The sequence below is a fragment of the Streptomyces roseoviridis genome (assembly GCF_039535235.1).
Classification (GTDB): Bacteria; Actinomycetota; Actinomycetes; order Streptomycetales; family Streptomycetaceae; genus Streptomyces; species Streptomyces roseoviridis.
The window spans coordinates 111255-134001 of sequence record NZ_BAAAWU010000001.1 but is presented as its reverse complement, the minus strand read 5'-3'; the positions used below and the strand labels follow the sequence as shown (position 1 = coordinate 134001).

Below are 22747 nucleotides of genomic sequence, written 5' to 3'. Positions count from 1 at the left end.
CGCGGAGTCTGCCGGGCACCGGGGGAGCCGAGGACGGGGAACCCTCCCGCCGGACGTCATGGAGACCGCCACCGGTGACGCCGGTGAGCGCGGCCCTTCCGGACCGAGCAGGCAGACACGGGAGCAGCGACGACGGCGCGTCCGTGCAGGGGCCCCGGAGACCTCAGGGCCCCTCCCGCGTCACATCGCCGGGCGTCACGGACCGGACTGCCGGGGATCGTGGTCGGGGTGGAGGCCGGGGCCGAGGGGAGGGCCGGCCAGGGGAGTGGGGGAGAGGTCGGTGGGTTCCTCGCCGGCCTCCAGGAGCGTGTCGGCGGCACCGACGATGAGGCCGTCGGGGCGGCCCACCGCCGCCTCGTCCTTGCGGTCGTAGTCGATGCGCCACAGCAGGCTGCGCATGGCTTCGAGGCGACCGCGTCGTTTGTCGTTGCTCTTGACGACCGTCCACGGCGCGTGGGCGGTGTCGGTCGCGCGGAACATCTCGATCTTCGCGGTGGTGTAGGCGTCCCACAGGTCCAGTGAGGCCAGGTCGGTGGGGGAGAGCTTCCACTGCCGGACGGGATCGACCTGGCGGATCGCGAAGCGGGTGCGCTGTTCGGCACGGGAGACGGAGAACCAGAACTTCACCAGCAGGATCCCGTCCTCCACCAGCATGGCTTCGAAGGCGGGACACTGCCGCAGGAACAGTTCGTGCTCCTCGGGCGTGCAGAATCCCATGACCTTCTCGACGCCGGCCCGGTTGTACCAGGAGCGGTCGAAGAAGACGATCTCGCCGGCGGCCGGCAGGTGGGCGATGTACCGCTGGAAGTACCACTGCCCCGCCTCCCGCTCGGTCGGCTTGTCCAGGGCCACGATCCGTGCCCCACGGGGGTTGAGCCGTTCGGTGAACCGCTGGATCGTGCCGCCCTTGCCCGCCGCGTCCCGCCCCTCGCAGATCACGACCAGCCGCGCCCCGGTGTCCTTCACCCAGCGCTGCAGCTTCAGCAGCTCGATCTGCAGGATCCGTTTCGTCCGCTCGTACTCCGCGCGACGGATCCTGTGCTCGTACGGGTAGTTCTCCCGCCAGGTCTGTATCGGCGCACCGGAGGAGTCCAGCAGCACAGGCTGTTCCGGGCGGCGATCGTCGACGCTGAGCCCGGACAGCAGGTCCTCGGCTTCCGTCCGCTGCGGCTTCTGCTCGTTCACGACCCGCGCCTACCCGCCGCGCACCCTCGTATGGCTGCGAGCCCGCCCCGGCCGTCGGGAGCCCCCGGCGGCGCCGACCGACCGGCACCGCGACTCCATGGACGACGGCGACCGGCTGCCGCTGTGCGCCGCCGCTACGGGGTGAGCCAGCCGCGAAGGAGTCTGCTGACCGCGGGCATCGCCACGTACGTCATGAGGACGTTGAAGACGCAGGCCACCACGGCGCTGCTCAGCAGGGTGGGGAGTGCGGTGAGGTGGGGGAGGAGGAAGAGGCTGCCGAGGACCGAGATGGGGTAGATGGCGAGGGTGGCGCTGATGGCCATCTTCCAGCGCGGCGGCGCGGGCCTGGTGGAGCCGGGCTTGGCGAACCAGGTCTCCATGCCGGTCAGCGTGCGCCGGGCGATCTCGGTGTGGTGGTGGCCGTCGCAGTCGGCGAACCAGGCGGCCCGTTCGGGTGAATCCTGCCACCGCCGGCAGGCCTCGGCGTCCCGGAAGCGGTGGACGAGGAACCAGGGCGCGTCCCCGCCGGAGGAGCGGAAGAGTCCGTATCCGAGGTGCCCGGGGAAGGCGGCCGCGGTGTCGAGGATCCCCTTGGCCCACCGCTCGAAGGCCGCTTCGTGGCCGGGGTCCACCCGGCGGGCTATCAGGAGGGTGACCTCGCCGGTGTCGGCGGGGACGGTGGCGTGCTCAAGGCTGACCGCGGTCAAGACAGGCTCCTCGTGATCTCGCCGCGCCCCGGCGTACTATACGCACCCGCCTCGCGCGCCAAGGGCCCCGGCGCCCGTGCCGGGCGCCGGCCACCCCGGCTCACGGACAGGTCGCCTCGGCGCCCGTGGGGTCACCGTCGGCCCCTGAGGCCGGGAGCGGTGAGGCGTCCGGCGCAGGCCACGGGCCGGGGACGGCCGCTCCTGTCGCCCGCGGCCTGTCGCCGGCGGGAGGTGTGCACCTCGCCATCCAGGGGATACGAGTCGACATGTCGACAGGTAGAACCGCACCCCCCACGGCCGTGACCGAGCCTTCCCTCAAGCGCGCCCTCACCACCCCCCTGCTCTACTTCTTCATCCTGGGAGACGTCCTCGGCGCCGGCGTCTACGTCCTGGTCGGCCAGATCGCCGCCGACTCCGGCGGCGCCGTGTGGGTGCCCCTCGTCGTCGCCCTCCTGCTGGCCCTGCTGACCGCCGCCTCCTACGCCGAGCTGGCGACCAAGTACCCGAGGGCCGGTGGAGCCTCCCACTACGCCACACGGGCGTTCGGCCCGGCCGTCGGCTTCGTCGCCGGGTTCTGCATGCTCGCCGCGGGAATCGTCTCCGTCGCGGCACTCGCCCGGGGCTTCGGCGGCGCCTACCTCTCGGCGTTCGTCACCCTGCCCGTCGGGCTGGTCGCCGTGGTCTTCCTCGTCGCGCTCGCGCTGGTCAACGCCAGGGGCATCAAGGAATCGACCCGTGCGAACGTCGTCGCCACCGTCATCGAGGTCGGCGGCCTCGCCGTCATCGTGGGCCTCGGCATCTGGCTGCTGGCGCGCGGCGAGGGCGACACGAGCCGGCTCACCCAGCTCGGCACCCCGGAGAAGGGCGCCGCCGCGGCGGTGCTGAGCGGTTCCGTGCTGGCGTACTACTCCTTCGTCGGCTTCGAGACCTCGGTGAACGTCGCCGAGGAGACCCAGAACCCACGCCGCTCCTACCCGCGAGCGCTGTTCGGCGCGCTCGCGACGGCTGGTGCCGTGTACGTCCTCGTCGGGATCGCCGCCTCCGTCGCCGTGCCGACCGACACGCTCGCGGGGTCGAGCGGCCCGCTGCTCGAAGTCGTCAAGGCGGCCGGCGGAGTGCCGACGTGGCTCTTCAGCGCCGTCGCCCTCGTCGCCGTCGCCAACGGCGCGCTGCTCACCGGCATCATGTCGTCCCGCCTCGCCTACGGCATGGCACGCGAAGGGCTGCTGCCGTCCGCACTGACCAAGGTGCTGCCCGGCCGCCGCACGCCGTGGGCGGCGATCGCGGCCACCACCGGGCTGGCGATGCTCCTCGCGCTGACCGGAAGCGTCGACCAGCTGGCCTCCACGCTCGTCCTGTTGCTCCTCGTGGTGTTCTTCATCGTCAACGCCGCGGTCCTCGTCCTGCGCGGCGACTCCGGCGACACCGACCACTTCCGGGCTCCGGCCGCGCTCCCCGTCCTCGGCCTGGTCTCCTGCGTCGTGCTCGCGACGCAGATCGAGGCACTGGTGTGGGTGCGCGGCCTCCTGGTGATCGCGGTCGGCGCGGTCCTCGCGGCGGCCGCCGTGAGGAGCCGGAGGAAGCGCGGCGACGCGAGCGTCGTCTGAACAGCCCGGGCTCCCCGTCCCGCCCTCCGGGCGGGACGGGGAGGATCCCACGGTGGGAGGGACGGCTCTGTTCGGGTGCGCGGGCCGCGGTGCGGTCCGGACGGCGACGGTGTCGCAGGTGGCGTCGCCGATGCGCGGCCGCCGGGGAGGCGCTCCCTCCGGGGACGGGGCGTGCGGGCGTACCGCGTCGACGCCACCGGGGCGAGTGAGATGCGCGGGGCCCCGGGGGGAAGGCGTAGCCGTAGCCCGCCGGCTCCGGTGGGTCTCGGCCTGGTGGAAAGGTGAGGCATGGAAGATTTTGATGTGGACCAGGTGGTGCAGCGGGCCCTCGACCGCCTGACGCTCCTGGCGGAGACCACGACCGCCATGACCAGCACGCTCGACTCCCATGCCGCCGTACGCCGGGTGTGCCGCATCCTGGTCCCCCAGCTGGCCGACTGGTGCGCGGTCGACCTGCTCGACGAGAACGGGCGCCCCCGCCGGGTCAGCGTCGTCCACCGCGATCCCGGCCGACTGCCGGTCGGCGGCCTCACCGGGCTGCTGCCCGACGTGCCGGAACACCCCGTCGGCCCGCTGTCCCGGGTGCTCGTCGGCGCCGGCCCCCTGCTGCTGACCTCGGACGACATCCCCAGCCCCGACGAGGCGGCCGATCCCCTGCACGCCCGACAGCTCGAGATGTTCCAGCAACTGGGCACCGACACCGCCGTGGTCGCCCCCGTACGCGCCCGCCGACAGGTCCTCGGTGCACTGACCATCGGCCGCTCCGCCGATCGTGCCCCGCTCACCACCGACGACCTCGCCATGGTGGAGGACCTGACCCACCGCGTCGCCCTCGGCGTGGACAACGCCCGGATGCACCGCGAGACGCAGCACATTGCCGAACGCCTCCAGCGCTCGCTCCTGCCCACCCTTCCCCGCACCGGACCGCTCCGGCTCGCCGCCCGCTACGCACCCGCCGCCACCACCGCCGAAGTCGGCGGCGACTGGTACGACAGCTTCACCCTGCCCAACGGCAGCACCACCATGATCATGGGCGATGTGACCGGCCACGACCTCCGCGCCGCCATCACCATGAGCCAGCTGCGCAACATGCTCCGCGGCATCGGATGCGACCGGCAAGAACCCCCGGGCCACATCCTGCGCCGCCTCGACCTCGCGCACCACGCGCTCTATCCCCACGCCACCGCCACGTGCCTCTACGGTCTGCTCGACCAGGACGACGCGGGGAACTGGACGATTACGTACTCCAGCGCCGGGCATCCGCCGCCGCTGCTGGTCACCCATGAAGGGGACACGCACTACCTGCAGGGCGGCCGCGGGCTCCTCCTCGGCGTCGACCCGGACCTGCCACGCCACCACGCCACCGAGACCCTGCCCCCGAACTCCACCGTGCTCATGTACACCGACGGGCTCACCGAACGCCGCGGCGAGGACCTCACCCACGGCATGACCCGCTTGCGCCAGCACGCGGCCGCCCTCGCGCGGGAAGACCTCGACACCTTCTGCGACGAACTGCTCACCGGCATGACCCACGACCACACCGACGACGTGGCCCTCCTCGCGGCACGAACTCCCCTGAAGCAGGAGGACGGTGCTGCGGCCGCACGGCGTGCTGCCCGCTGAACTCCCTCTCGCGCACGCGCCGTGCGGTCCGCTGGGCAGCGACCTTCCGAACCGGAGGAGCGCCACGACCGAGGGCTGCGGGACTCGCCCTCGGGAGGCTCCGGGAAGCGCCGTGTCCAGCCGTCAGCGGCGTTCGCCCGGGAGCGGGGCCGTGGCGGTGATCAGATGGTCGACCACGTCGGCGAGTTCGGCCCGGTGCCGGTAGGCGGCGCGTTGCCGATCCGCTCCGGTGCCCGCGGTCTCCACGCGGGTCCACAGGGCGTGCACGAGCTCCGTGTCACCGTGTTCGAGCAGCGCGGGCCCCACCCAGGCCAGCAGCCGGCCGATCATCGCGGTGCCGGGAGCGAGGCGGCCCGTGCGCACGTCGATGCCCTCTCCGGCGAGACCGACGCGGGCCGCGCGCCAACAGGCGGCCCGCAACAGCTCCGACGCGGGCCGCGGTGCCGGCTCACCGGCCTCGACGGCGCGCAGGGCCGTGGCGACCATCGCCCTGACGAGACCGGCGAGCAGCACGGTCTCGTCGGCGGTGGTGGTCGCGTCAGCCATCCGGAACTCGAGCGTCGGCAGGTGGTGCGAGGGCCTGATGTCCCAGTAGAGGCCGCCCCGGTCCATGAGGACCCCCGTGGCGAGGAAGCCGCCGACGAGGTCCTCGAAGTGGCCGGCGGATTCGAAGTACGGCGGTGGCCCGGCGACCGGCCATCTTCCCCACGTCGTCGTACGCCAGCTGGCGTGCCCGGTGTCCTGCCCCGCCCAATAGGGCGAGTTGGCCGTGAGGGCGATGAGGGCCGGAATCCAGGGGCGCAGATGGTTGCTGACCCGCAACGCCTCGGACAGTCCCGGGACGCCGATGTGGACGTGGCAGGCGCAGGCGCTCTGTTCGTCGTCCAGGGCACCGAACCGCTCGGCGCTGCGGGCGTAACGGGCGCCCGGGCTCAGGGGCGTCGGGGCGGCCTGGCCGAACACGGGGGTCCCGCTGGAGACGATCCGCAGCCCCTGGCGCGCGGCGACGCGGGCGAGCGCGGTACGGGTGGACCGGACCTGCTCGCCCAGCTCGGCGAGGCTGGTGTGCGGTGCGGAGCGGGCTTCTATCTGGTAGCGGGTGATCTCCGGGGTGATCTGGTCGCCGAGCTCGCCGACTGCCTCGGCCAGCACTTTCTCCGCCTCGGGGGCGACGGCGCGAGAGACCGGGTCGACGAGGAGGTACTCCTCCTCGACTCCCATCGTGAGGGGGACGGTCGCCCTCGCGGTGCGGTGATCTCGGTCCTGACCCTCCGTCGGGCCCTGTTGCGAGTCGGCTGCTGCGTGCCCTGTACTCGTCATGGTGAGCATGATGTCACCCACAGTGATCACCGGCCAGAAGGCCCCAGCCGGGTGCAGGAACCGCAAGGGGACCGGGCCCTGCCGCCCTCTGCGGGCACGCCCGGCCCGGCGGACGGCGGGTGCGCCGTGCCGCCTTCCTCCCGTCCGGAGGGCCCGTGCGCGGCGGGACGGCTGGCGGCCCCGCAACCGGGGAAGGGAGGGTACGACCCGCGGTCCAGGCGTCCGCGGGACGACGAGGGAGGTCACATTCCATGGCACAAGCCCACCGGCCGGCCGGCACCGACTCCGGCGCCCGTACTCCGGAAGCCGCCCCGGCCACCCGGCCGACCTGGCTCTCGCGGCTCGGCGCGCCGCCCGTCGCGGCGACCGCCCTGACGGCGACCGTCGCGCTCTACATGACCCTGGTCGCCTTCGGGAACATCACCGACTTCGGCACCAACCAGCAGTTCGTCCAGCACGTCCTGAGCATGGACACCACGTTCAAGGACCCCGACCTGATGTGGCGTGCGGTCGAATCCCCCGCCCTCCAGAACGCCGCCTACGTCACCATCATCGTCTGGGAGACGCTGGCCGCGGCGGTCCTCCTCGCCGCCACGTGGTTCTGGATCGCGGGGCTGCGCCGCCACGCGTACGCCCGCGCCCGCGCGGCGAGCACGGTGGGGCTGGTGATGGTGCTGCTGCTCTTCGGGCTGGGTTTCCTCGCGATCGGCGGCGAGTGGTTCGCCATGTGGCAGTCGTCCGACTGGAACGGCCTGGACGCCGCCGCCCGCAACGTCGCGCTGGCCGCCTTCACGCTCCTCGTGGTGCACCTGCCCGGCATGCGCCGACCGGGTGCCGAACAGACCTGACCGGCAGAGCCGACCACGGGGCCCCGACGACCCATCCGAATCGCTACGAGGAGGAGCGAAACTGCAGGTCAAGGACGTGTATCGGTCCCCGCACGGCTCTTGACCGAGCGGCCCAACCGGGGAGTAGCCTCCTGGCGGCCTCCCCCCACAGAGCCGACCCCCTTCCCGAGGTGTGCGTTGAAGAAGTACGTGCTCTCCGCCGCCGCGAGCGCTCTGACGGCGTTCGCGTTCGTGTCCGCCCCCGCCCCGGTCCAAGCCGCCGGCACAGCGGCCTACGGCCCGTCCAGCCATCCCGTCCTGTTCGTGCACGGCTACAACTCGTCCGGCTCCTACTGGAACACCATGGCCGGCAACTTCCGGGCCGACGGCTGGCCGTCCTCCCACCTGCACCAGTGGTCGTACGACTGGCGTCAGTCCAACGCCACCACCGCCCGGCAACTGGCCGCCGAGGTGGACCGTCTGCTCGCGGCCACGGGCGCGTCCGAGGTCGACGTCATCACCCACTCCATGGGCGGACTTTCGAGCCGCCACTACGCCAAGAACCTGGGCGGCAGCGGCAAGATCGACGCCTGGGTGTCGCTGGCCGGTCCGAACCACGGCACCGACTGGGCCAACGGGTGCGACGACGTCTCCTGCCACGAGATGCGCATCGGTTCCGCCTTCCTCACCGCCCTGAACTCCGGCGACGAAACCCCCGGGGCCCCGCGCTACGGCACCTGGTGGTCCCCCTGCGACACCGTCATCAATCCCGACTCCAGCGTCGCCCTGAGCGGCGCCACGAACACCCGCACGGCCTGCCTGGGGCACGTGGCGATCGGCTCGGACACCACCACGTACACCCAGGTCCGCGACTTCGCGGACGCCTGACCCACCCGCCGGGTCAGCGAGTTTCCCGACGGGTGACGGGTGACGGGTGACGGGTGACGGCGGGCGGCGACGGCCCGGCAGCCCGCGCGCGACAGGAGTCGGGTCGTCCGCCGCCAGGGGACGGGCCGCGGCGACGTGAGGGCTCCGACGGCTTTCACGTTTCTGCGGTGAAACACCGCCGCCGGTCGGGTGATGAAGCGCCGCGGGCCCTGCCGGCCCTGTCATCGACGCGCTACAAACCGCGTGTGATCAGAACTCTGTCGCGGAGCCCGCTCCTCCTTCTCCTCGCGCTCCTGCCCTCTCTCCTTCCCGCCGCCGCGTCGGCGGCCGACGGCCGGCACCGGGCCCCGCGGCCCGACCCCGTCGTCTTCGTCCACGGCTGGAACTCCGACGGCTCCACCTGGCGGACCATGGCCGACCGCTTCCACGCCGACGGGTGGCCGGCCGGCCACCTCGACCGGTGGACGTACGACGCCACCCAGTCCAACGTCACCACCGCCGCCCGGCTCGCCGAGGAGATCGATCGGGTCCTGGACCGCACGGGGGCATCCAGGGTCGACGTCGTCACCCACTCCATGGGAGGGCTGTCCTCCCGCCACTACCTCAAGAACCTCGGCGGCGCCGCCAAGGTCGACGCGTGGGTGTCCCTGGCGGGACCCAACCACGGTACGGACACCGCGCGTTGGTGCGGGGGCGCCCCGTGCGTCGAGATGCGGCCCGGATCCGCATTCCTGAACGCCCTCAACAGCGGAGACGAGACGCCCGGCACCGCCCGCTACGCCACCTGGCGCTCTCCGTGCGACATGATCATCAGCCCTTCGCAGAGCGTGGCCCTCTCCGGCGCCGTCAACACCACCACGGCCTGCCTCGGCCACAGCGACCTGCAGGGCGACCAGACGGTCTACGAGCAGGTCAAGAAGCACATCGTCTGACGAGCACCACCCGGCGTCCCGCCCGGCCCCCCGCCCCGGGCGGGACGCCATCCCTCACCCCCGCCGTCGCGCGTACCCCGGGCCCCGCGGGCCGGAGAAGGCCGAGTCCCGTGCCCCGCTGGGCGGATCGGGCAGCACCCGTCAGACCAGCTCGATCTGATAGCGCAGGAAGCCCCGGTTCTCGGCGACCTTGTCGTACAGCCGTCGCGCCGTCGCGTTGGTCTCGTGGGTGTTCCAGTACACCCGTACGCACCCCTGCGCGCGCGCCCAGTCGGCCACGGCGTCGATCAGCGCACGCGCCACGCCCCGGCCCCGCACCTCCGGGGCGGTGAACAGGTCCTGGAGGTAACAGACGTCCGGCCCCGTGGTGTTCGCGTGCACGAAGAAGTGCGTGATGCCCACGATCCGGCCGTCGAGCCGCGCCACGCGCGCGTGCATCCGCGACTCCGCCAGGAACTCCTCCCAGGCCCGCTCGTACATCGCGGGCGGCTCGACCCGCTGGTAGAAGTCGATGTAGGCGCGGAACAGTGCCTCCCACGCCTCTCGGTCGCCCGGTCCGGGCTTCTCGATGGTGATCACGCCACCACTGTGGCACGGAGCCGTGGGGCACCGGTGCCGTACGGCCCGATCCGCCGTGCGGATCGGGCCCCTCGGCACGCCGGCGGCGGCTCCCACGCCCGCCAGTAGGGTGGCGGCCGTGATCAAGAACAGACTCCTCGCGGCCCTCCTCACCGTCGGCCTTCTCGTGGCCGGTGCCCCGGCCGCCACCGCCCAGGCCGAGACGTACGTGAAGACCGGCGTCGTCTTCAACAAGCCGAACGGCACGACCGCCGAGCAGGGCGTGATCCTCAGCCACCTCGGACGCCTCGTCAACGGCGCCCCCAGCGGGTCGACCATCCGCATATCCCTGTACGCCTTCGGGTCGTCCTGGCTCGCCGAGCAGCTCGTCAAGGCCCACCAGCGGAACGTGAACGTACAGGTCCTCGTCGACGACACCAGCGTCACCGCGGAGTGGATGGGAACGGCCGGGAAGACGGTCCGGGACAAGCTCCAGGCATCCTTCGCGGCGCAGTCCGCGCCCGGTCAGACCTCGTGGTTCCGGGTCTGCGCGGCGGGCCGGCCGTGCCTGGCGGCGGGGACGGGCGGCGTGAACCACAACAAGTTCTTCCTGTTCTCCCACTCCACCGGCAGCGGCTCGCCGACCACGGGCGCGGTGGTCGAGAACATCGTGGTGCAGTCCTCCGGCAACCTCACCACGTGGGACCGCGAGTCCGGCTGGAACGACGCCATGACCGTCACCGACAACGCCGCCCTGCACGCCGGCTACGTCCGCTACTTCGACCTGATGGCCGCTTCGCAGGCTCAGCCGGACGGATCCAGGACGGTGAGCGACCTGGCGATCGACGTCGAGGCCGGTCCGGCCAAGGGCTACTTCTTCCCGCGCTCCTCGACCGACGTCGTCGAGAACATCCTGAGCATGGTCGAGACCCGCGTGCCGAACACCGACGGGACCACCGCTCCGGTCTGCCACGGCAACACCCCGGGGCACGGCACGGCGGACGGCCGCACCGTGATCCGCATCGCCAACGGGCACATCTCGCGGCCCGCCGTGGCGCAGAAGCTGTGGCAGCTCGCCGACGCGGGCTGCTACGTCGACGTCGTCCACGGCAAGCTCTCCGACTACGCGGCCGCCGGCACGCACCGGGAGACGGCGTACTGGCTGACGCGTTCGACGGCGAAGGGGAAGATCTCCCTCCACCGCCTGGACAACGACGACGCGAAGAACCCGGCCGCCCCCGAGGTCTCCGGCACGACCACCCATACCAAGTACCTGCTGATCGAGGGCTCGTACAAGGGGGTCAAGGACCAGAAACTCGTCTTCACGGGCAGCCACACGTACACCGGCCTGGCGCTCACCGCCAACGACGAGGCACTCCTGAAGTACGTCGGCCCCGAGGTGCACGACGCGTACGTGACCAACTTCCGCGACCAGCGCGCCGCCGCTCTCGCGGAGTCCCAGTACGGCGGCGTCTTCTAGGAAGCGCCTCCCAAGGCGACGACGTGCCCAGCCCGCTGACATGAGACGCGCAAGCGGGCCCGTGTTGGCCTGAAGGAGCGTTACCCGCGAGCGGCGGCACCGCTACCTTCGTCGGCACAGGGCGCGCTCCGCCGGCATCCGGCATGACGACAGGGGAGACCCGTGCGACGCATCTCGACGTACGTCATCGCGCTTCTGGCGCTGGTCGGCTTCTCCGTCTTCGGCGCCTCACCCCCGGCGGCGGCGGCCGGCAACCCCTGCGGCGGCTCGCCCTACGCCTGCGCGGACGGCAAGTTCTACGCCTGGAACGGCGACAACGGCGCCCGCTGCGAGTGGGTGGGCGACGCGCCGACGCTCGGATCGTGCACGAACAAGAACTACCTGGTCGGCAACTACGGCTACGCGTGCTCCGGATGCGACTGGATCCGCCTCTACTGGGGCTCGTCCTACACCGGCGCCTACTTCTGCATCCCGCCCGGGTACGGCTACGGGCAGGCCACCTCACCGAACCTGACGTTCAACAAGGGCAGCGGCCTCGCCGGATACGGGCAGAGCATCTGGTACAACGCCGCCTCCGCGCGGTGGAGCGGCCCCTGCTGAGCCGACAGCGCCGTACGGAACGCCCGGCCCGGGGGAGGTGGGGACACGCGCGTGCCCCCGCCGCCCCGCGGGGCCGTGCCCCTCGCGCGCGGACCGCCCGGGCGGTCAGACCGCCACGAGCTCCTCGGCGACGAACGCCTCCACGAACTCCCGTGTACGGCGGTCGAAAGCCGCGTACTGCGCCTCTCGCTCCGCGCCCGCGATCGCGTCGCCGACCAGGAGATTGCCTGCGGCGTCCACGCGCTGAGGGCGCTCCTCCGCGTCGGTGAGCAGGCCGACGGTGGAGCTGGAGAAGCCGCAGTAGAAGGCGATGCCCTCGTTCAGGCTGGTTTCCAGAACGGTCTGCATGCCCGCCACGACCGGATCGTCGGCGGTGGCGCCGGCCAGGCCCAGCCACAGGATGCGCTTGCCGGCGAGGCGGGGCTTGCTGCGGCCGTAGGCGAAGCCGTAGTTCCACACGCGGTCGATCCAGCCCTTGAGGATGGCCGGCACGCTCTGCCAGTACACCGGGAAGACCGCGACGACGGCATCGGCGTCGAGGATGCGCTGCATGTGGGCGTGCACCTCGTCCGAATACCTCTTCTCCCGGTCGCCCCAGTCCGGCTGGTCCGCCACGTTCATCCGGGGGTCGAACCCCTCGGCGTGCAGGTCGAGCAGGTCCACGCGGTAGCCGGCGGCCTCGAGCTGGGCCGAGGCACGGCGCGCCGTGTGCGCGGTGAGGGAATCGGTGCGGTGGTGTGCGACGACGACGAGGGCTGTCCTGGCAGGGCGGTCGTGCTGCGTCACGGTGTCTCCTGGTGGGTCACGATCGGTCCCGGTCGGTCCGATGCACGAGTCCAGTACAGCCGCCGCCACGTAGATGATCCATGGGAGAACCGCTCCAGAACATAGGAGATCGTCTACGGTACCTTCCATGGATCCTTTGAGTTCCCTGCTGAGCGGCATCCGGGCCGAGGGGTCGGTCGTCAGCCACGCCGTGCTCACGGTGCCCTGGGCCGTCCGCTTCGCCGACTCCGCGCCGCTCACCATGATCAGCGTGCTGCGGGGCGGGGGCGTCCTGCTGCTGCCCGACGGAACGGAACGAGCGGTCGGCCCGGGCGACACCGCCCTCGTGCGCGGCCCCGGACCGTTCCACCTCGTGGACCACCCCGCCACCCTGGACAGCTCCCACGCCGCGTACGAGATCGCCTGCTTCACCGAGAGCACCGAGTGCGGCGCCCGGGAACTCGGCGGCATCCGGTGGGGCGCCGACTCGGCGGAGGCGACCGCGCTGATCGTGGGCGCCTACCGTGCCTCGGGCCACCGCCACGAGAGGCTCCTGCGCGCTCTGCCGCCCGTCCTGGTCGTCGAGGAGGACGCCGACGTCTGTGCCTGGCTGGAGACGGCCGCCGCCGACGCCGCCCGGCTGTCGGCCGGTTCCCAGGCGCTGATGGACCGGCTCCTGGACTGGGCCCTGGTGTGTACGCTGCGCAGCTGGTTCGAGAAGGCGGGCGCCGACGCGCCCAGCTGGTACCGGGGTCTCGCCGACCCGGTCCTCGCCCCCGCGCTGGAGTCCTTCCACGACCGGCCCGCCGAACCCTGGACGGTGGCCTCCTTGGCCGCTCGGGCCGGCGTCTCCCGGGCCCTCTTCGCCAAGCGCTTCACCCACCTGATGGGCCGTCCGCCCCTCGCCTACATCACCGAATGCCGCATGGACGAGGCCGAGGCGCTGCTGTCCGACACCGACCTCGGCATCGCGCAGATCGCCAGGTCGGTCGGCTATGCCGACGCCTTCGGCTTCAGCGCGGCCTTCAAACGCCACAAGGGCCGCAGCCCCAGCACCTACCGTGCCGCGGTGGCCGTGGCGGGGACCGGTTCCCTCGTCCAGGTGGACGGGCGACGCGACACGCGGAAGTCACGGGCCCCCGCCATGGAGGGACGGCCGGCGGCGCGCTGACAAGCGCCGCCAGTCCGGCCCCGGCGCGCGGCCACCGGAAAACCCCCTCGCGGTCCGCCTGTGCGGTCGCGGAGCGCGTGGCGGTGCCGTTCGAGCTGGCCGGAGGATGGAATTCCGGTAGGCGGGATGCGCCGGGGGCGAGGTCGGTCGCCTGTGCGATGATCGCGGCTGATCCTCGTCCCACCGCCCCAAAGGGAAAGCAATGCACCCTCGCGTGTCCGTGTACGCCGGATCCGGGAGACCGGCCGCGTACCTCACCGCGCTTCTTCTCGCCGTGTCGACGTTGACGACCCTGGTGCTGCCCGCACCGGAGGCAGCGGCGGCCCCGGCCGTGGTCCGGGCCGAGGACTGCCCGCAGGACCCGTGCTCCGACGAACCGGTCGCCTACACGTCCCTGGCGCCGTCGGCCGCGGCCAGCGGCACGAAGGCCGTCGTGACCCTGACCGGGTCGGGCCTCAAGGCCGAACTCAAGCTGCGGATCGAGAACTTCTCCGGTGACCGCATCGAGGCCACCACCCTCTCCGTCGCCGCCGACCGCCGCTCGCTGACCGCCGAGTTCGACCTCACCGGCGCCCCGGCCGGTGTCTGGTCGCTCGGCGTCGCCGACGGGCCGTACACCGGCGCGGTGAGCCAGACCGGCACCTTCACGGTCACCCAGCCCGGCACGGCCGGCCTCGGCCTGTACCAGCCGGTCGCGCCGACCCGGCTGATGGACACCCGCTCCGGTCTCGGAGTGCCGCGGGCGAAGGTCGGTCCCGGAGGGACCGTGACGCTCCAGGTGGCAGGGGCGGCCGGGCTGCCGGCCACGGGCATGACCTCCGTCGTCCTCAACGTCACGGCGACCAACCCCACGGCGGCGAGCTTCGTGTCCGTGTACCCGGACGGGGCGCCGCGCCCGAGCGCGTCGAACCTGAACTTCACGGCGGGCCGGACCATTCCGAACGTGGTGGTCGTGCCCGTGGTCAACGGCAAGGTGAGCTTCTACAACCACGCCGGCTCCGTGGACCTCCTCGCCGACGTCGCCGGCTACTACACCGTCGGCGACGGCTCGGGCCTGACGTACCGGCCGGTGCGGCCGATCCGCCTGATGGACACCCGTACCGGGGTCGGCGTCCCCCGGGGCAAGGTCGGCCCGGGGCAGACGGTGACGATGCCGGTGCCGGAGCCCGGCATCCGGGCGGTGGTCCTGAACGTGACGGCGACCAACGCGACGGCGTCCGGCTTCGTCTCGGTCTACCCGTACGACACGCCCCGCAGCAGCGCCTCGAACCTGAACTTCACCGCCGGGCAGACCATCCCGAACCTGGTGGTCGTGCCGGTCCAGTACGGCAAGGTCACCTACTACAACCACTCCGGCACCGTCGACCTCCTCGCCGACGTCGCCGGCTACTTCACCGTGGACGGGACCGACGCCGCGTTCGAGCCGGTGGCCCCGCAGCGGCTCATGGACACCCGGACCGGCCTCGGCGTCCGCAAGGGCAAGGTCGGCGCGCGGGAGATCGTGACGCTGCCGGTCCGGGCCGACGTCGACGCGGTGGTCCTGAACGTGACGGCGACCGGCCCGACGGCGTCCGGCTTCGTCCAGGTCTTCCCCGACGGCACGATCCGGGACACCGCGTCGAACCTCAACTTCACCGCCGGACAGACCATCCCGAACGCCGTGGTCGTGCCCGTGGTGAACGGCAAGGTGAGCTTCTACAACCACGCCGGATCGGTGGACCTGCTGGCCGACGTCTTCGGCTACTACAGGTCGTAGCCGTACACCGGACGTACGAAGCGGGGGCCGCGGCGACGACTCGCCGCGGCCCTTCGTTTTCCTCCGGCCGGGTGCGGAGCAGGACGCCCCGGCCCGGCCGCCCTGCTCTTCGTGCGTCGACGTCGTCCGCCGTGGCCGGACGAGTCAGCGATGCCCGTGCCAGGCCGTGGACTTCCGGGTGGGCCGGAGGGCGCCGGCATCCGCCGGTCTCAGTTCACCGGCATGCCGATGCCCGGCAGCCACAGTCCGCCGCGGTCGTTGACCGTCAGCTCCCAGGCGACCAGCTCGTCCGGGCAGACCGACCCCCGGCCGCGGACGTCGGCGACCAGCAGCCGTGCCGCCGACCGCGCCGCCTCCGGGTCCTCGTCCGCGAACACCGCCCGCCACCAGCCGCCCTCGCGCACCTGCCAGCCCCGCTCCCGCAGGGTCTCCTCCAGGCCGGGTTCCTCGGCCGTGGTCCGGTGGTCCACCATCAACGACAGCTGCCCGCGGTCCTGGCTGTACCCCACCCGCAGGTGCCGCGGCCAGTCCCGCGAACACCCCACGACGAAGGACGCCCAGTCGCCCGGCAGCTGCACCGGCAGCTGTTCCATCCAGGAGCCCAGGAGCAGCGTGAGCGAGGACTCCAGGTGCTCCCAGGACGCGGCCGTGTGGTGACCGTCCCAGCGGAAGCCCGGCCAGCCGCGCTCCGGGCCCCGGTGCAGCAGCCAGAGGTAGGGAAGCGCGTCGAAGCCGTGCGGCTGCTCCGGCCGCCAGCCGACCGAACCCGACTCCACGGCGGTGTACTCGCGCATGTGCAGGTCGGACGCCGTGTGCACGGAGAGCGTGGCGCCCTCCGGGCCGCCCGCCAGCAGCACCACGTGCGGCCCGCTGTGCCAGCGCACGCTGGGGCCGGCGGCCGACCCGCCGTACAGGGTGGGTGCACCGAGCTCGCCCGCCACCGCTTCGTACACCGGGCGCAGCGCCTCCCGCCGCGCCGCACGTCCGGCCCCCGGCGGGTACGGAGCGACGAGCACGGCAGGCGCGGCCAGGTGCGCGTCGGGGCGGTCGTACAGCGCGCGTGCGCGTACGGCAGCGCCTGCGGGACCGGAATACGAGGGCGACGAACCGATGACCATGGCGCCATCGTGCCAGGCGCCCCGCGACCCTCACCCGCAAGCCCGCTGACGAACTCCGTGCCGATCGGATCCAGGTGAACGCCGTCTGCCCCGGCCGGATCGCCACCGACACGGGCGGTCCGGGCGGCGCACCCGTCGAGACGGGCGCCGCCGGCGTGGTCCGGGCCGCCACCCTCCCCGACTCCGGCCCGACCGGCGGCTTCAGCCGCAACGGCGAGCCACCGGCCCGGTGAAAGGCCCCGCTCCGGCGCTCCCGGCGGCCCGGCCGTACACACCAGAACCGCATGTCCTCGCTGGGGTACACGTCCCGTTTCACCGGTGAGAGGTCCCCGGTGCCCGCGTCCGGCCCCTGACCGCGGGCAGGCGCCCGTACGGTGAGCCCGTCAGCGCGGCGAGCGCCGCGGCCCGCTGTCGCGGAACCGCCCCTTCGCCGCCGGACGGAGCGGGATCCTCGGGGCGGCGGGGCGCCCGTCAGGACTCGGCCGCCAGGCGCCGTACCTCCGTCAGCGCCTCGCCCACCGCTGCCGGGATGTCCGTCACCGGGAAGCGCGCGTGCCGCACCACGCGGTCGCGGTCCACCACCAGCACGGCCCGCTTCAGCCGCAGCATCTGCCCGGCGCGGAAGGCGGGCAGCCGCAGGGCGGCGGCGAGGCGCAGGTCGACGTCCGAGAGGAGAGTGAAGGGCAGGCCCTCTTCGACCGCGAACACCCGCTGTTCGTCCGGGCGTTGTGTGCTGACGCCGTGCACCTCCGCACCCGCCGCGCGGAAGTCCTTGTAGGCGTCCCGGAAGAGCCGGTTCTCCAGCGTGCAGCCGAGGGCGCCGGGGATGCTCGACCAGCCGTCCGGCAGGGGGCCGGGGGTCCCGGTCGCCGGGTAGCAGAACAGGACGGTGGCGACGCCCCCGGCCACCGGGTCCACCGGTGCGCCGTCTTGGTGGCCCGGCAGTTCCAGGAGCGGCAGTCGCTCGCCCGTCAGGCCCGCGACGCGCCGCGCCTCCGCGCTCTCCTCGTCGGCGGTGCCGCTGAGCGAACCGTCGCCGAAGACCCAGCGGTCGGCCCAGTCCTGCATCGACAGCAGCACCGGCAGCAGCCCCCGGCCGCTCTCCGTCAGCCGGTACTCGTGCCGCAGCGGCCTGTCCTGGTACGGGACCTTCTCCAGGACCCCCGTCTCCACGAGGTGCGCCAGGCGCTCGGTGAGCACCTTCCGGGAGATGCCCAGCTCCTCCTGGAGCGCGTCGAACCGGTGGTGCCCGCGCGCGGTCTCCCGGATCAGGAGCAGGCTCCACCAGTCACCGACCACCGCCGCCGCCTGCGCGATCGCGCAGGCGGCGTCCCGCTCGGGCACCGACCTCATCACAGCGACTCCCCTTCTCCGCGCGCGGCGGCCGCTCATCGGGACCATCTTGCGCCATGCGGTCGGTTCCCGATAGAAACTCACCCGGAACAAGTGAGTTCCTAAAAGAGACTAACGAGGTCCAGGGGGTGGGCGCCGTATGAGCGGGACACGAACGATCCCGGAGCACGACCGACGCGACGACGAGAAAGACACCTCGCCGCCCGGCGTCTTCTGGCGCTTCTGGGCCGCCGCCACCGTCAGCGGCGCGGGCACCGCCGTCACCGCCCTCGCCCTGCCGCTCGTCGCCCTCACCGTCCTCGACGCCACCGCCTTCGAGGTCGCCCTGCTCGCCGCTGCCGGGCAGGTCTCCTGGCTGCTCCTCAGCCTCCCCGCGGGCGTCCTCGCACAGCGCGTCCCGCTGCGCGGGCTCCAGGTCACGCTCGACCTCGTACGGTTCGCGGCGCTCGGATCCCTGCCTCTCGCCTGGTGGCTCGGTGCCCTCACCTATCCGCACCTGCTGTTCGCGGCGCTCGTCACCGGCGCGGCGACCGTGCTGTTCGACATCGGCAACTCCACCTTCCTGCCCGCCGTCGTCCCGGCCCGGCAGCTGGCCGCCCGCAACAGCGTCATGTCGGGCACGCACGCCGTCACCGACACCGGCGGCCCCTCCCTCGGCGGCCTCCTGATCGGCGCGACCGGACCGGTCGGCGCCCTCGCCGTGGACGCCGTCAGCTACCTGGCGTCCGCGGTGCTCCTGCGCACCCTCCCCGAGAGCCGCCCCGCGCCCCGCACCGGCGAGAGCGCGTTCCGGCTGATGCGCGAGGGCTGGCGGTACGTCACCGGACATCCGGTCATGCGGCCCTGCATGATCTGGGCGACCGCCGCCAACTTCGTCAACGCGGCCCTGGTCGCGCTCACCCCCCTCTACCTGGTCCGCGAGGCCGGCCTCGATTCCGTGGGACTCGGTCTCGTCCTCGCCATGGACGGAGTCGGCGCGCTCGCCGGCGCCGCCGTCGCGGTCCGGGTCACCACGCGCCTCGGCACCGCGCGGGGCGTCATCGCCGCGGACCTGGCCGGCGGCGCGCTGCTCCTGCTGGCCCCGCTGACCACGTCGGCGGGCGACGCGTACTGGTTCGCCCTGGGCAACGCCGGCTTCGCCTTCGGCACCGTCATCGGCTCGATCACCACCCGCACCTACCGGCAGACCCAGTCGCCCCCGGAACTGCTGTCCCGCGTGATGGCCACGGTCCGCTTCGTCTCCTGGGGCGCGCTGCCGCTCGGCGCGCTCACCGCCGGTCTCCTCGCCACCTGGGCCGGCGCCCACACCGCCCTCTGGGCCGTCTGCGCCGCGGCCCTCCTGCCCCCGCTCTACCTCTTCTCCACCGGGGTGGGCCGCCACCGCGACCTCGTCTGAGGCGCCGGACCCGGAAGCGGCAGGCCCGGGGTTCGACGCGACGGCGGCCCCGCCCCTGGGGCGGGGAGGCCGCCGCCGCTCGTACCCGTGCCGGGGCGGAGGCTCGGGGAATACCCCGGACGGTCCGGGGCACACGAGGAGAGCCCCAGCTCCGCACGTCGGCCGAGCTGGGGCACCTCGGGTGCGCTGCCGCGCAGGCCCGTCCGCGCCGGCCCGGCGGGTCGAGGGGGACGAGGCGGTCGAGGGGATCCGGCCGGGCCGAGGGTTCACAGGCCGGCCAGCAGGCGGCCCGTGTAGCCGGCCATGACGGTCCAGAACAGGCCGGTGTAGCCCCGTTCGCCGATCCTGGTGTTGAACCGCCTGCCGAGGAAGGTCGCCGCGAACATGAGCGGCACGCACACCAGCGCCACGAGGTAGTCCCGGCCCGTCAGCAGGGCGGCGTCGGTCCAGACGGCGGTCTTCGTCACGTCTCCCACGAGCGACACCAGGGACAGCGCGCCCACCAGGTGGAGGCGGTCCAGGTCCAGTCCGCGCACCGCGAGTCCCTTCAGGGGCCCGGACGTTCCGCTGAATCCGGACGTCGCACCCGAGGCGAGGGCCAGCAGCGGTGAACCGGCCCGCTTCCAGCGGGTCAGGTCGAAGGTCTCCACGAGGAACGCGGCGGCGAAGCCCGCGATGACCGCGAGCGTCACGGCCCGTTCCGGGGCGTGGACGAGCAGCGTGGCCCCCAGGAAGGCGCCCGCGGCGACCAGCACGATCACGACCGCGGCTTTGCGGAACGGAAGCGTCGCCCGGTAGGCGAAGACCTTCACCAGGTTGTTGGACGCGAGGAGGAGGGCCGCGAGCGCCACTCCCGACTTGGTGCCGAGAACCAGCGCCAGCGTGGGGACGAGGATGAGGCTGCCTCCGAAGCCGGCCGAAGCGGACAGCAGGAAGGCGGCCGCCACCGCGAGGAACACGATCGGAATCAGAAGCGGATCCATCGCTGTCGCCCTACGGGACCGTCGACAGGTCGATCCGGAACATCCCGCGCCCGTGGGTCACGCAGATTAGGTCCTCGTCCATCCAGAACAGGTCGTCGACGGAGCAGTTCGTCGGCCCCTCGTTCGTCGGCGACCAGCTCGCACCGGCGTCCTCGCTGGCGAACAGCCCCACCTCGGTGCCGCAGTAGAGCAGGCCGGTCCGCCGCGGGTGCACGGCGAGGGCCCGGATCGGGGCACGGGGCAGGGCGGTGGCGAGGTCGGTCCAGGACGCTCCGGCGTCCGTGGTCACCCACAGGTTGCCGCGCTCGTACCCGCCGAAGGTGACGTAGGCGGTGTCCGGGTCCTCCGGGTGCACGGTGATGCCGGTGCAGTAGCGCCGTGGCGTCAGCGGGCTCGGTCCCGTCGCGCCGACGCGCGCCCAGGTCGGCGTCGGCGCGGTGCCGTTGCCGGTGCGGAAGAGCATGCCGTCCTCGTGGCCCACCCACACCACGTCCGAGTTGCCGCGAGCCACCGCGATCGCGCTGATCATCGCGCCGGAGCCGGGCTTGACCGCCCGCCAGGCCGGGCCCGAGGCAGGGGTGTTGGGCCGCTTGGCGTCGTTCGTGCGCCACAGCGACACGCCGCCCGCCAGGATCCGGTTCTCGTCGTTCGGATCGAGGACGAACGGGGCGATGAAGAGCGCGTTCTCGTTCTTCGCGTCCGGGATGCGGAAGGGCACCTGCTTCCAGGACCACTCACGCGTGGAGAAGTCGAAGAACTGGCCGCTGATGTAGCGGTCGCCCCGCGTGTCGTCGGTGGTGGCGCCATCGGTGTTGCGGTGGATGTTGAGGAAGACGTACTCGCCGTAGAACACCTGCGGATCCGTGGGGTCGGAGGCGCACCAGCCGCCGTCACCGCCGAAGAACGCGCGCCAGTCCTCGGTGCCGAGGGCCGGGTCGAAGACGAGCGAGCCGTTGTCCTGCGCGCCCCCGATGATTTTCCCGCTGCCGGGATGGCCGGCTCCCGCGTAGAACTGCGTGACGCCGTAGTCGTTGACGAGTTCGGTCCAGCCGTTCACGAACGGCGGCTCCGGCTCGGTCCCGACGGCTGCCAGGTCGTCCGCCCTGAACACACCGCCGTCGTTGCCGAAGAACACCGTGCGGTTGGTGACCCCGTCGTACGAGGGGTGGGCGACGATCGCGTGCTGGTCCGCGTGGACCGAGGCGGGCTCCCACCAGGTGCTGATCTCGGCCAGGTGGTCGCCGCCGTCGGTACTGCGGTACAGGTTGACGCCACCGGCGATCACCAGGTCGGCGTCGGTCGGGTCCCCGGCCCAGACGGCGTTGTCGTACCAGCCCTGCTCGGCGAGGTACGCCGAGGGCACGCCGTTCGCGGTCAGCGTCTTCCTCTTTCGGTAGGACGCCCCGCCGTCCGTCGACCGCCAGATCTGACCGGTGGTCATCTGGACCGACGCGTAGACGACGTCGGGGTCCTGGGCCGCGTGGGCCAGTTCGACCCGGCCGGTCCACGGCCCGCCGGTCGCGAGGGCCCAGGTGGTTCCGCCGTCCCGGCTGAACCAGGCGGCGCCGTCCCGCAGCGCCCCGGCCACCGCCCTGTCGCTGTCCCGCGGATCGAACCGGACGTCCCCGAGGGGGTGGCCGAGCACCTTGGTCCAGGTGGCGCGCGCGGAGTCGGCGCTGCGGAAGAGGCCGGTGGAGGTCGCCGCGAGGACGACCGTCCCGTCACCCGACACCGCGATCCGGCTCACGAACTGGAAGTCCGGGGTCTGCGTGGCCGCCAGCGGGGCCCAGGAGACCGCGTCGGTGGTGCGGAAGACGCCGTTGCCGCGGATGGCGTCGAGGTTGTGGAAGGCTTCGCCGGTCCCCACGTACAGCGTGGCCGCGTCGGAGGGGTCGGCGGCGATGCAGCCGCAGGAGAGGTTCTCCAGGAAGTCGTCGACCGGAGCCCACCGGGCGCCGCCGTCCCCGGTGTGCCACACGCCGCCGCCGGCGCTCACGGCCCACATGCGGTCCGGATCCGCCGGGTCGATGACGATGCCCCGGGTCCGTCCGCCGATGTTCCCGGGACCGAGCCACCGCCAGGCGGCCAGCCGCATGCCGGCCGTCGGAGCCGGTCCCGCGCCCCGCGTGAGGACGTTCGGTCCGGTCGGCACACCGGCCGTCATGGACGGCGCCGCACGGCTCAGCATGCCCTCCACCTGCGTGTAGGCCGCGCCCAGACCGTGCGGCCGGACGGTCCCGTCGTCGCTGCGCTCCTGCTTGAGGCGGAAGAGCCCGCGGGCCGTCGGCAGGTCGGGGAAGTCGAGGCGCAGCAGGGCCCGGCGCACGGCGGCCTCGGGCAGGGCGGCGAGCGTCTCGTTCGTCGTGCCGCGGGAGCGGCACAGCATCTGCACCTGCGTGACGCTGATGTGCTTCGACCGGGCGACTTCTTCGTCTGAGATGGCCATGACGGCACCCTCGATCGGCGCGAGGCGGTGGG

Annotated in this window: 19 protein-coding genes and 1 pseudogene; 11 read left to right on the top strand and 9 right to left on the bottom strand. The window is 72.7% G+C overall.

Annotation, left to right across the window (positions count from 1 at the left end; genetic code table 11):
- Positions 1-195: 195 nt before the first annotated feature.
- Both ppk2 and ABD954_RS00545 read right to left on the bottom strand, forming a co-directional pair.
- On the bottom strand, positions 196-1185 hold the full coding sequence (gene ppk2, locus ABD954_RS00550; protein ID WP_345483706.1) for a polyphosphate kinase 2: 990 nt from the start codon (positions 1183-1185) through the stop codon (positions 196-198).
- A 134-nt stretch (positions 1186-1319) separates the two neighbouring features.
- Entirely contained in the window at positions 1320-1892 is a 573-nt protein-coding gene (locus tag ABD954_RS00545) for an antibiotic biosynthesis monooxygenase (protein ID WP_345483705.1), read from the bottom strand.
- Positions 1893-2158: 266 nt separating this feature from the next.
- Between ABD954_RS00545 and ABD954_RS00540 the strand changes: the two genes are divergently transcribed.
- Positions 2159-3499 carry an APC family permease gene (locus ABD954_RS00540; RefSeq protein ID WP_345483704.1) on the top strand — a complete coding sequence of 447 codons (1341 nt, stop codon included), beginning with the start codon at positions 2159-2161 and terminating at the stop codon, positions 3497-3499.
- A gap of 288 nt (positions 3500-3787) precedes the next feature.
- Positions 3788-5122 (top strand): PP2C family protein-serine/threonine phosphatase, encoded by a 1335-nt coding sequence (locus ABD954_RS00535; RefSeq protein ID WP_345483703.1) that lies wholly within the window; start codon positions 3788-3790, stop codon positions 5120-5122.
- Between the two features lie 123 nt (positions 5123-5245).
- Here the strand turns inward: ABD954_RS00535 and ABD954_RS00530 are convergent, their stop codons facing one another.
- On the bottom strand, positions 5246-6343 hold the full coding sequence (locus ABD954_RS00530; protein ID WP_345483702.1) for a carboxylate-amine ligase: 1098 nt from the start codon (positions 6341-6343) through the stop codon (positions 5246-5248).
- A gap of 350 nt (positions 6344-6693) precedes the next feature.
- Between ABD954_RS00530 and ABD954_RS00525 the strand changes: the two genes are divergently transcribed.
- The 3 genes from ABD954_RS00525 to ABD954_RS00515 all read left to right on the top strand — a co-directional run bounded on the left by ABD954_RS00525 (position 6694) and on the right by ABD954_RS00515 (position 9089).
- Positions 6694-7290, top strand: coding sequence for a DUF2165 domain-containing protein (locus tag ABD954_RS00525; RefSeq protein WP_345483701.1), 597 nt, complete (start codon positions 6694-6696; stop codon positions 7288-7290).
- 177 nt (positions 7291-7467) lie between these two features.
- On the top strand, positions 7468-8157 hold the full coding sequence (locus tag ABD954_RS00520; protein WP_345483700.1) for an esterase/lipase family protein: 690 nt from the start codon (positions 7468-7470) through the stop codon (positions 8155-8157).
- 245 nt (positions 8158-8402) lie between these two features.
- Positions 8403-9089 (top strand): esterase/lipase family protein, encoded by a 687-nt coding sequence (locus ABD954_RS00515; protein ID WP_345483699.1) that lies wholly within the window; start codon positions 8403-8405, stop codon positions 9087-9089.
- Positions 9090-9230: 141 nt separating this feature from the next.
- Here the strand turns inward: ABD954_RS00515 and ABD954_RS00510 are convergent, their stop codons facing one another.
- Positions 9231-9668 carry a GNAT family N-acetyltransferase gene (locus tag ABD954_RS00510; protein WP_345483698.1) on the bottom strand — a complete coding sequence of 146 codons (438 nt, stop codon included), beginning with the start codon at positions 9666-9668 and terminating at the stop codon, positions 9231-9233.
- Between the two features lie 118 nt (positions 9669-9786).
- On the opposite strand from ABD954_RS00510, the gene ABD954_RS00505 reads away from it, so the two are divergent.
- Together ABD954_RS00505 and ABD954_RS00500 are read left to right on the top strand one after the other, a co-directional pair.
- A complete protein-coding gene (locus tag ABD954_RS00505) occupies positions 9787-11127 on the top strand; it encodes a phospholipase D-like domain-containing protein (protein ID WP_345483697.1) in 1341 nt (446 codons plus the stop codon).
- 162 nt (positions 11128-11289) lie between these two features.
- On the top strand, positions 11290-11727 hold the full coding sequence (locus ABD954_RS00500; RefSeq protein ID WP_345483696.1) for a hypothetical protein: 438 nt from the start codon (positions 11290-11292) through the stop codon (positions 11725-11727).
- Positions 11728-11832: 105 nt separating this feature from the next.
- Here ABD954_RS00500 and ABD954_RS00495 read toward each other — a convergent pair whose 3' ends face one another.
- The gene (locus ABD954_RS00495) at positions 11833-12513 is read right to left on the bottom strand and encodes an NAD(P)H oxidoreductase (RefSeq protein ID WP_345483695.1); all 681 of its coding nucleotides are present in this window, start codon (positions 12511-12513) and stop codon (positions 11833-11835) included.
- Positions 12514-12640: 127 nt separating this feature from the next.
- Between ABD954_RS00495 and ABD954_RS00490 the strand changes: the two are divergent.
- Together ABD954_RS00490 and ABD954_RS00485 are read left to right on the top strand one after the other, a co-directional pair.
- Positions 12641-13567 (top strand): annotated as a pseudogene (locus ABD954_RS00490) (AraC family transcriptional regulator); the annotation flags it as partial.
- Between the two features lie 370 nt (positions 13568-13937).
- The gene (locus ABD954_RS00485; protein ID WP_345483693.1) at positions 13938-15419 is read left to right on the top strand and encodes a hypothetical protein; all 1482 of its coding nucleotides are present in this window, start codon (positions 13938-13940) and stop codon (positions 15417-15419) included.
- A 209-nt stretch (positions 15420-15628) separates the two neighbouring features.
- Here ABD954_RS00485 and ABD954_RS00480 read toward each other — a convergent pair whose 3' ends face one another.
- Positions 15629-16537: a hypothetical protein gene (locus tag ABD954_RS00480; RefSeq protein ID WP_345483692.1), complete on the bottom strand. Its 909-nt coding sequence runs from the start codon at positions 16535-16537 to the stop codon at positions 15629-15631.
- Between the two features lie 74 nt (positions 16538-16611).
- On the opposite strand from ABD954_RS00480, the gene ABD954_RS00475 reads away from it, so the two are divergent.
- Positions 16612-16770 (top strand): hypothetical protein, encoded by a 159-nt coding sequence (locus ABD954_RS00475; protein ID WP_345483691.1) that lies wholly within the window; start codon positions 16612-16614, stop codon positions 16768-16770.
- Between the two features lie 238 nt (positions 16771-17008).
- On the opposite strand, the gene ABD954_RS00470 is transcribed toward ABD954_RS00475, so the two are convergent.
- Positions 17009-17890 (bottom strand): winged helix-turn-helix transcriptional regulator, encoded by an 882-nt coding sequence (locus tag ABD954_RS00470; protein WP_345483690.1) that lies wholly within the window; start codon positions 17888-17890, stop codon positions 17009-17011.
- A 139-nt stretch (positions 17891-18029) separates the two neighbouring features.
- Between ABD954_RS00470 and ABD954_RS00465 the strand changes: the two genes are divergently transcribed.
- Positions 18030-19286, top strand: coding sequence for an MFS transporter (locus ABD954_RS00465; RefSeq protein ID WP_345483689.1), 1257 nt, complete (start codon positions 18030-18032; stop codon positions 19284-19286).
- Between the two features lie 266 nt (positions 19287-19552).
- Here the strand turns inward: ABD954_RS00465 and ABD954_RS00460 are convergent, their stop codons facing one another.
- A complete protein-coding gene (locus ABD954_RS00460) occupies positions 19553-20269 on the bottom strand; it encodes a TSUP family transporter (RefSeq protein ID WP_345483688.1) in 717 nt (238 codons plus the stop codon).
- Between the two features lie 10 nt (positions 20270-20279).
- Positions 20280-22715: a WD40/YVTN/BNR-like repeat-containing protein gene (locus ABD954_RS00455; RefSeq protein ID WP_345483687.1), complete on the bottom strand. Its 2436-nt coding sequence runs from the start codon at positions 22713-22715 to the stop codon at positions 20280-20282.
- Positions 22716-22747 lie beyond the last annotated feature (32 nt).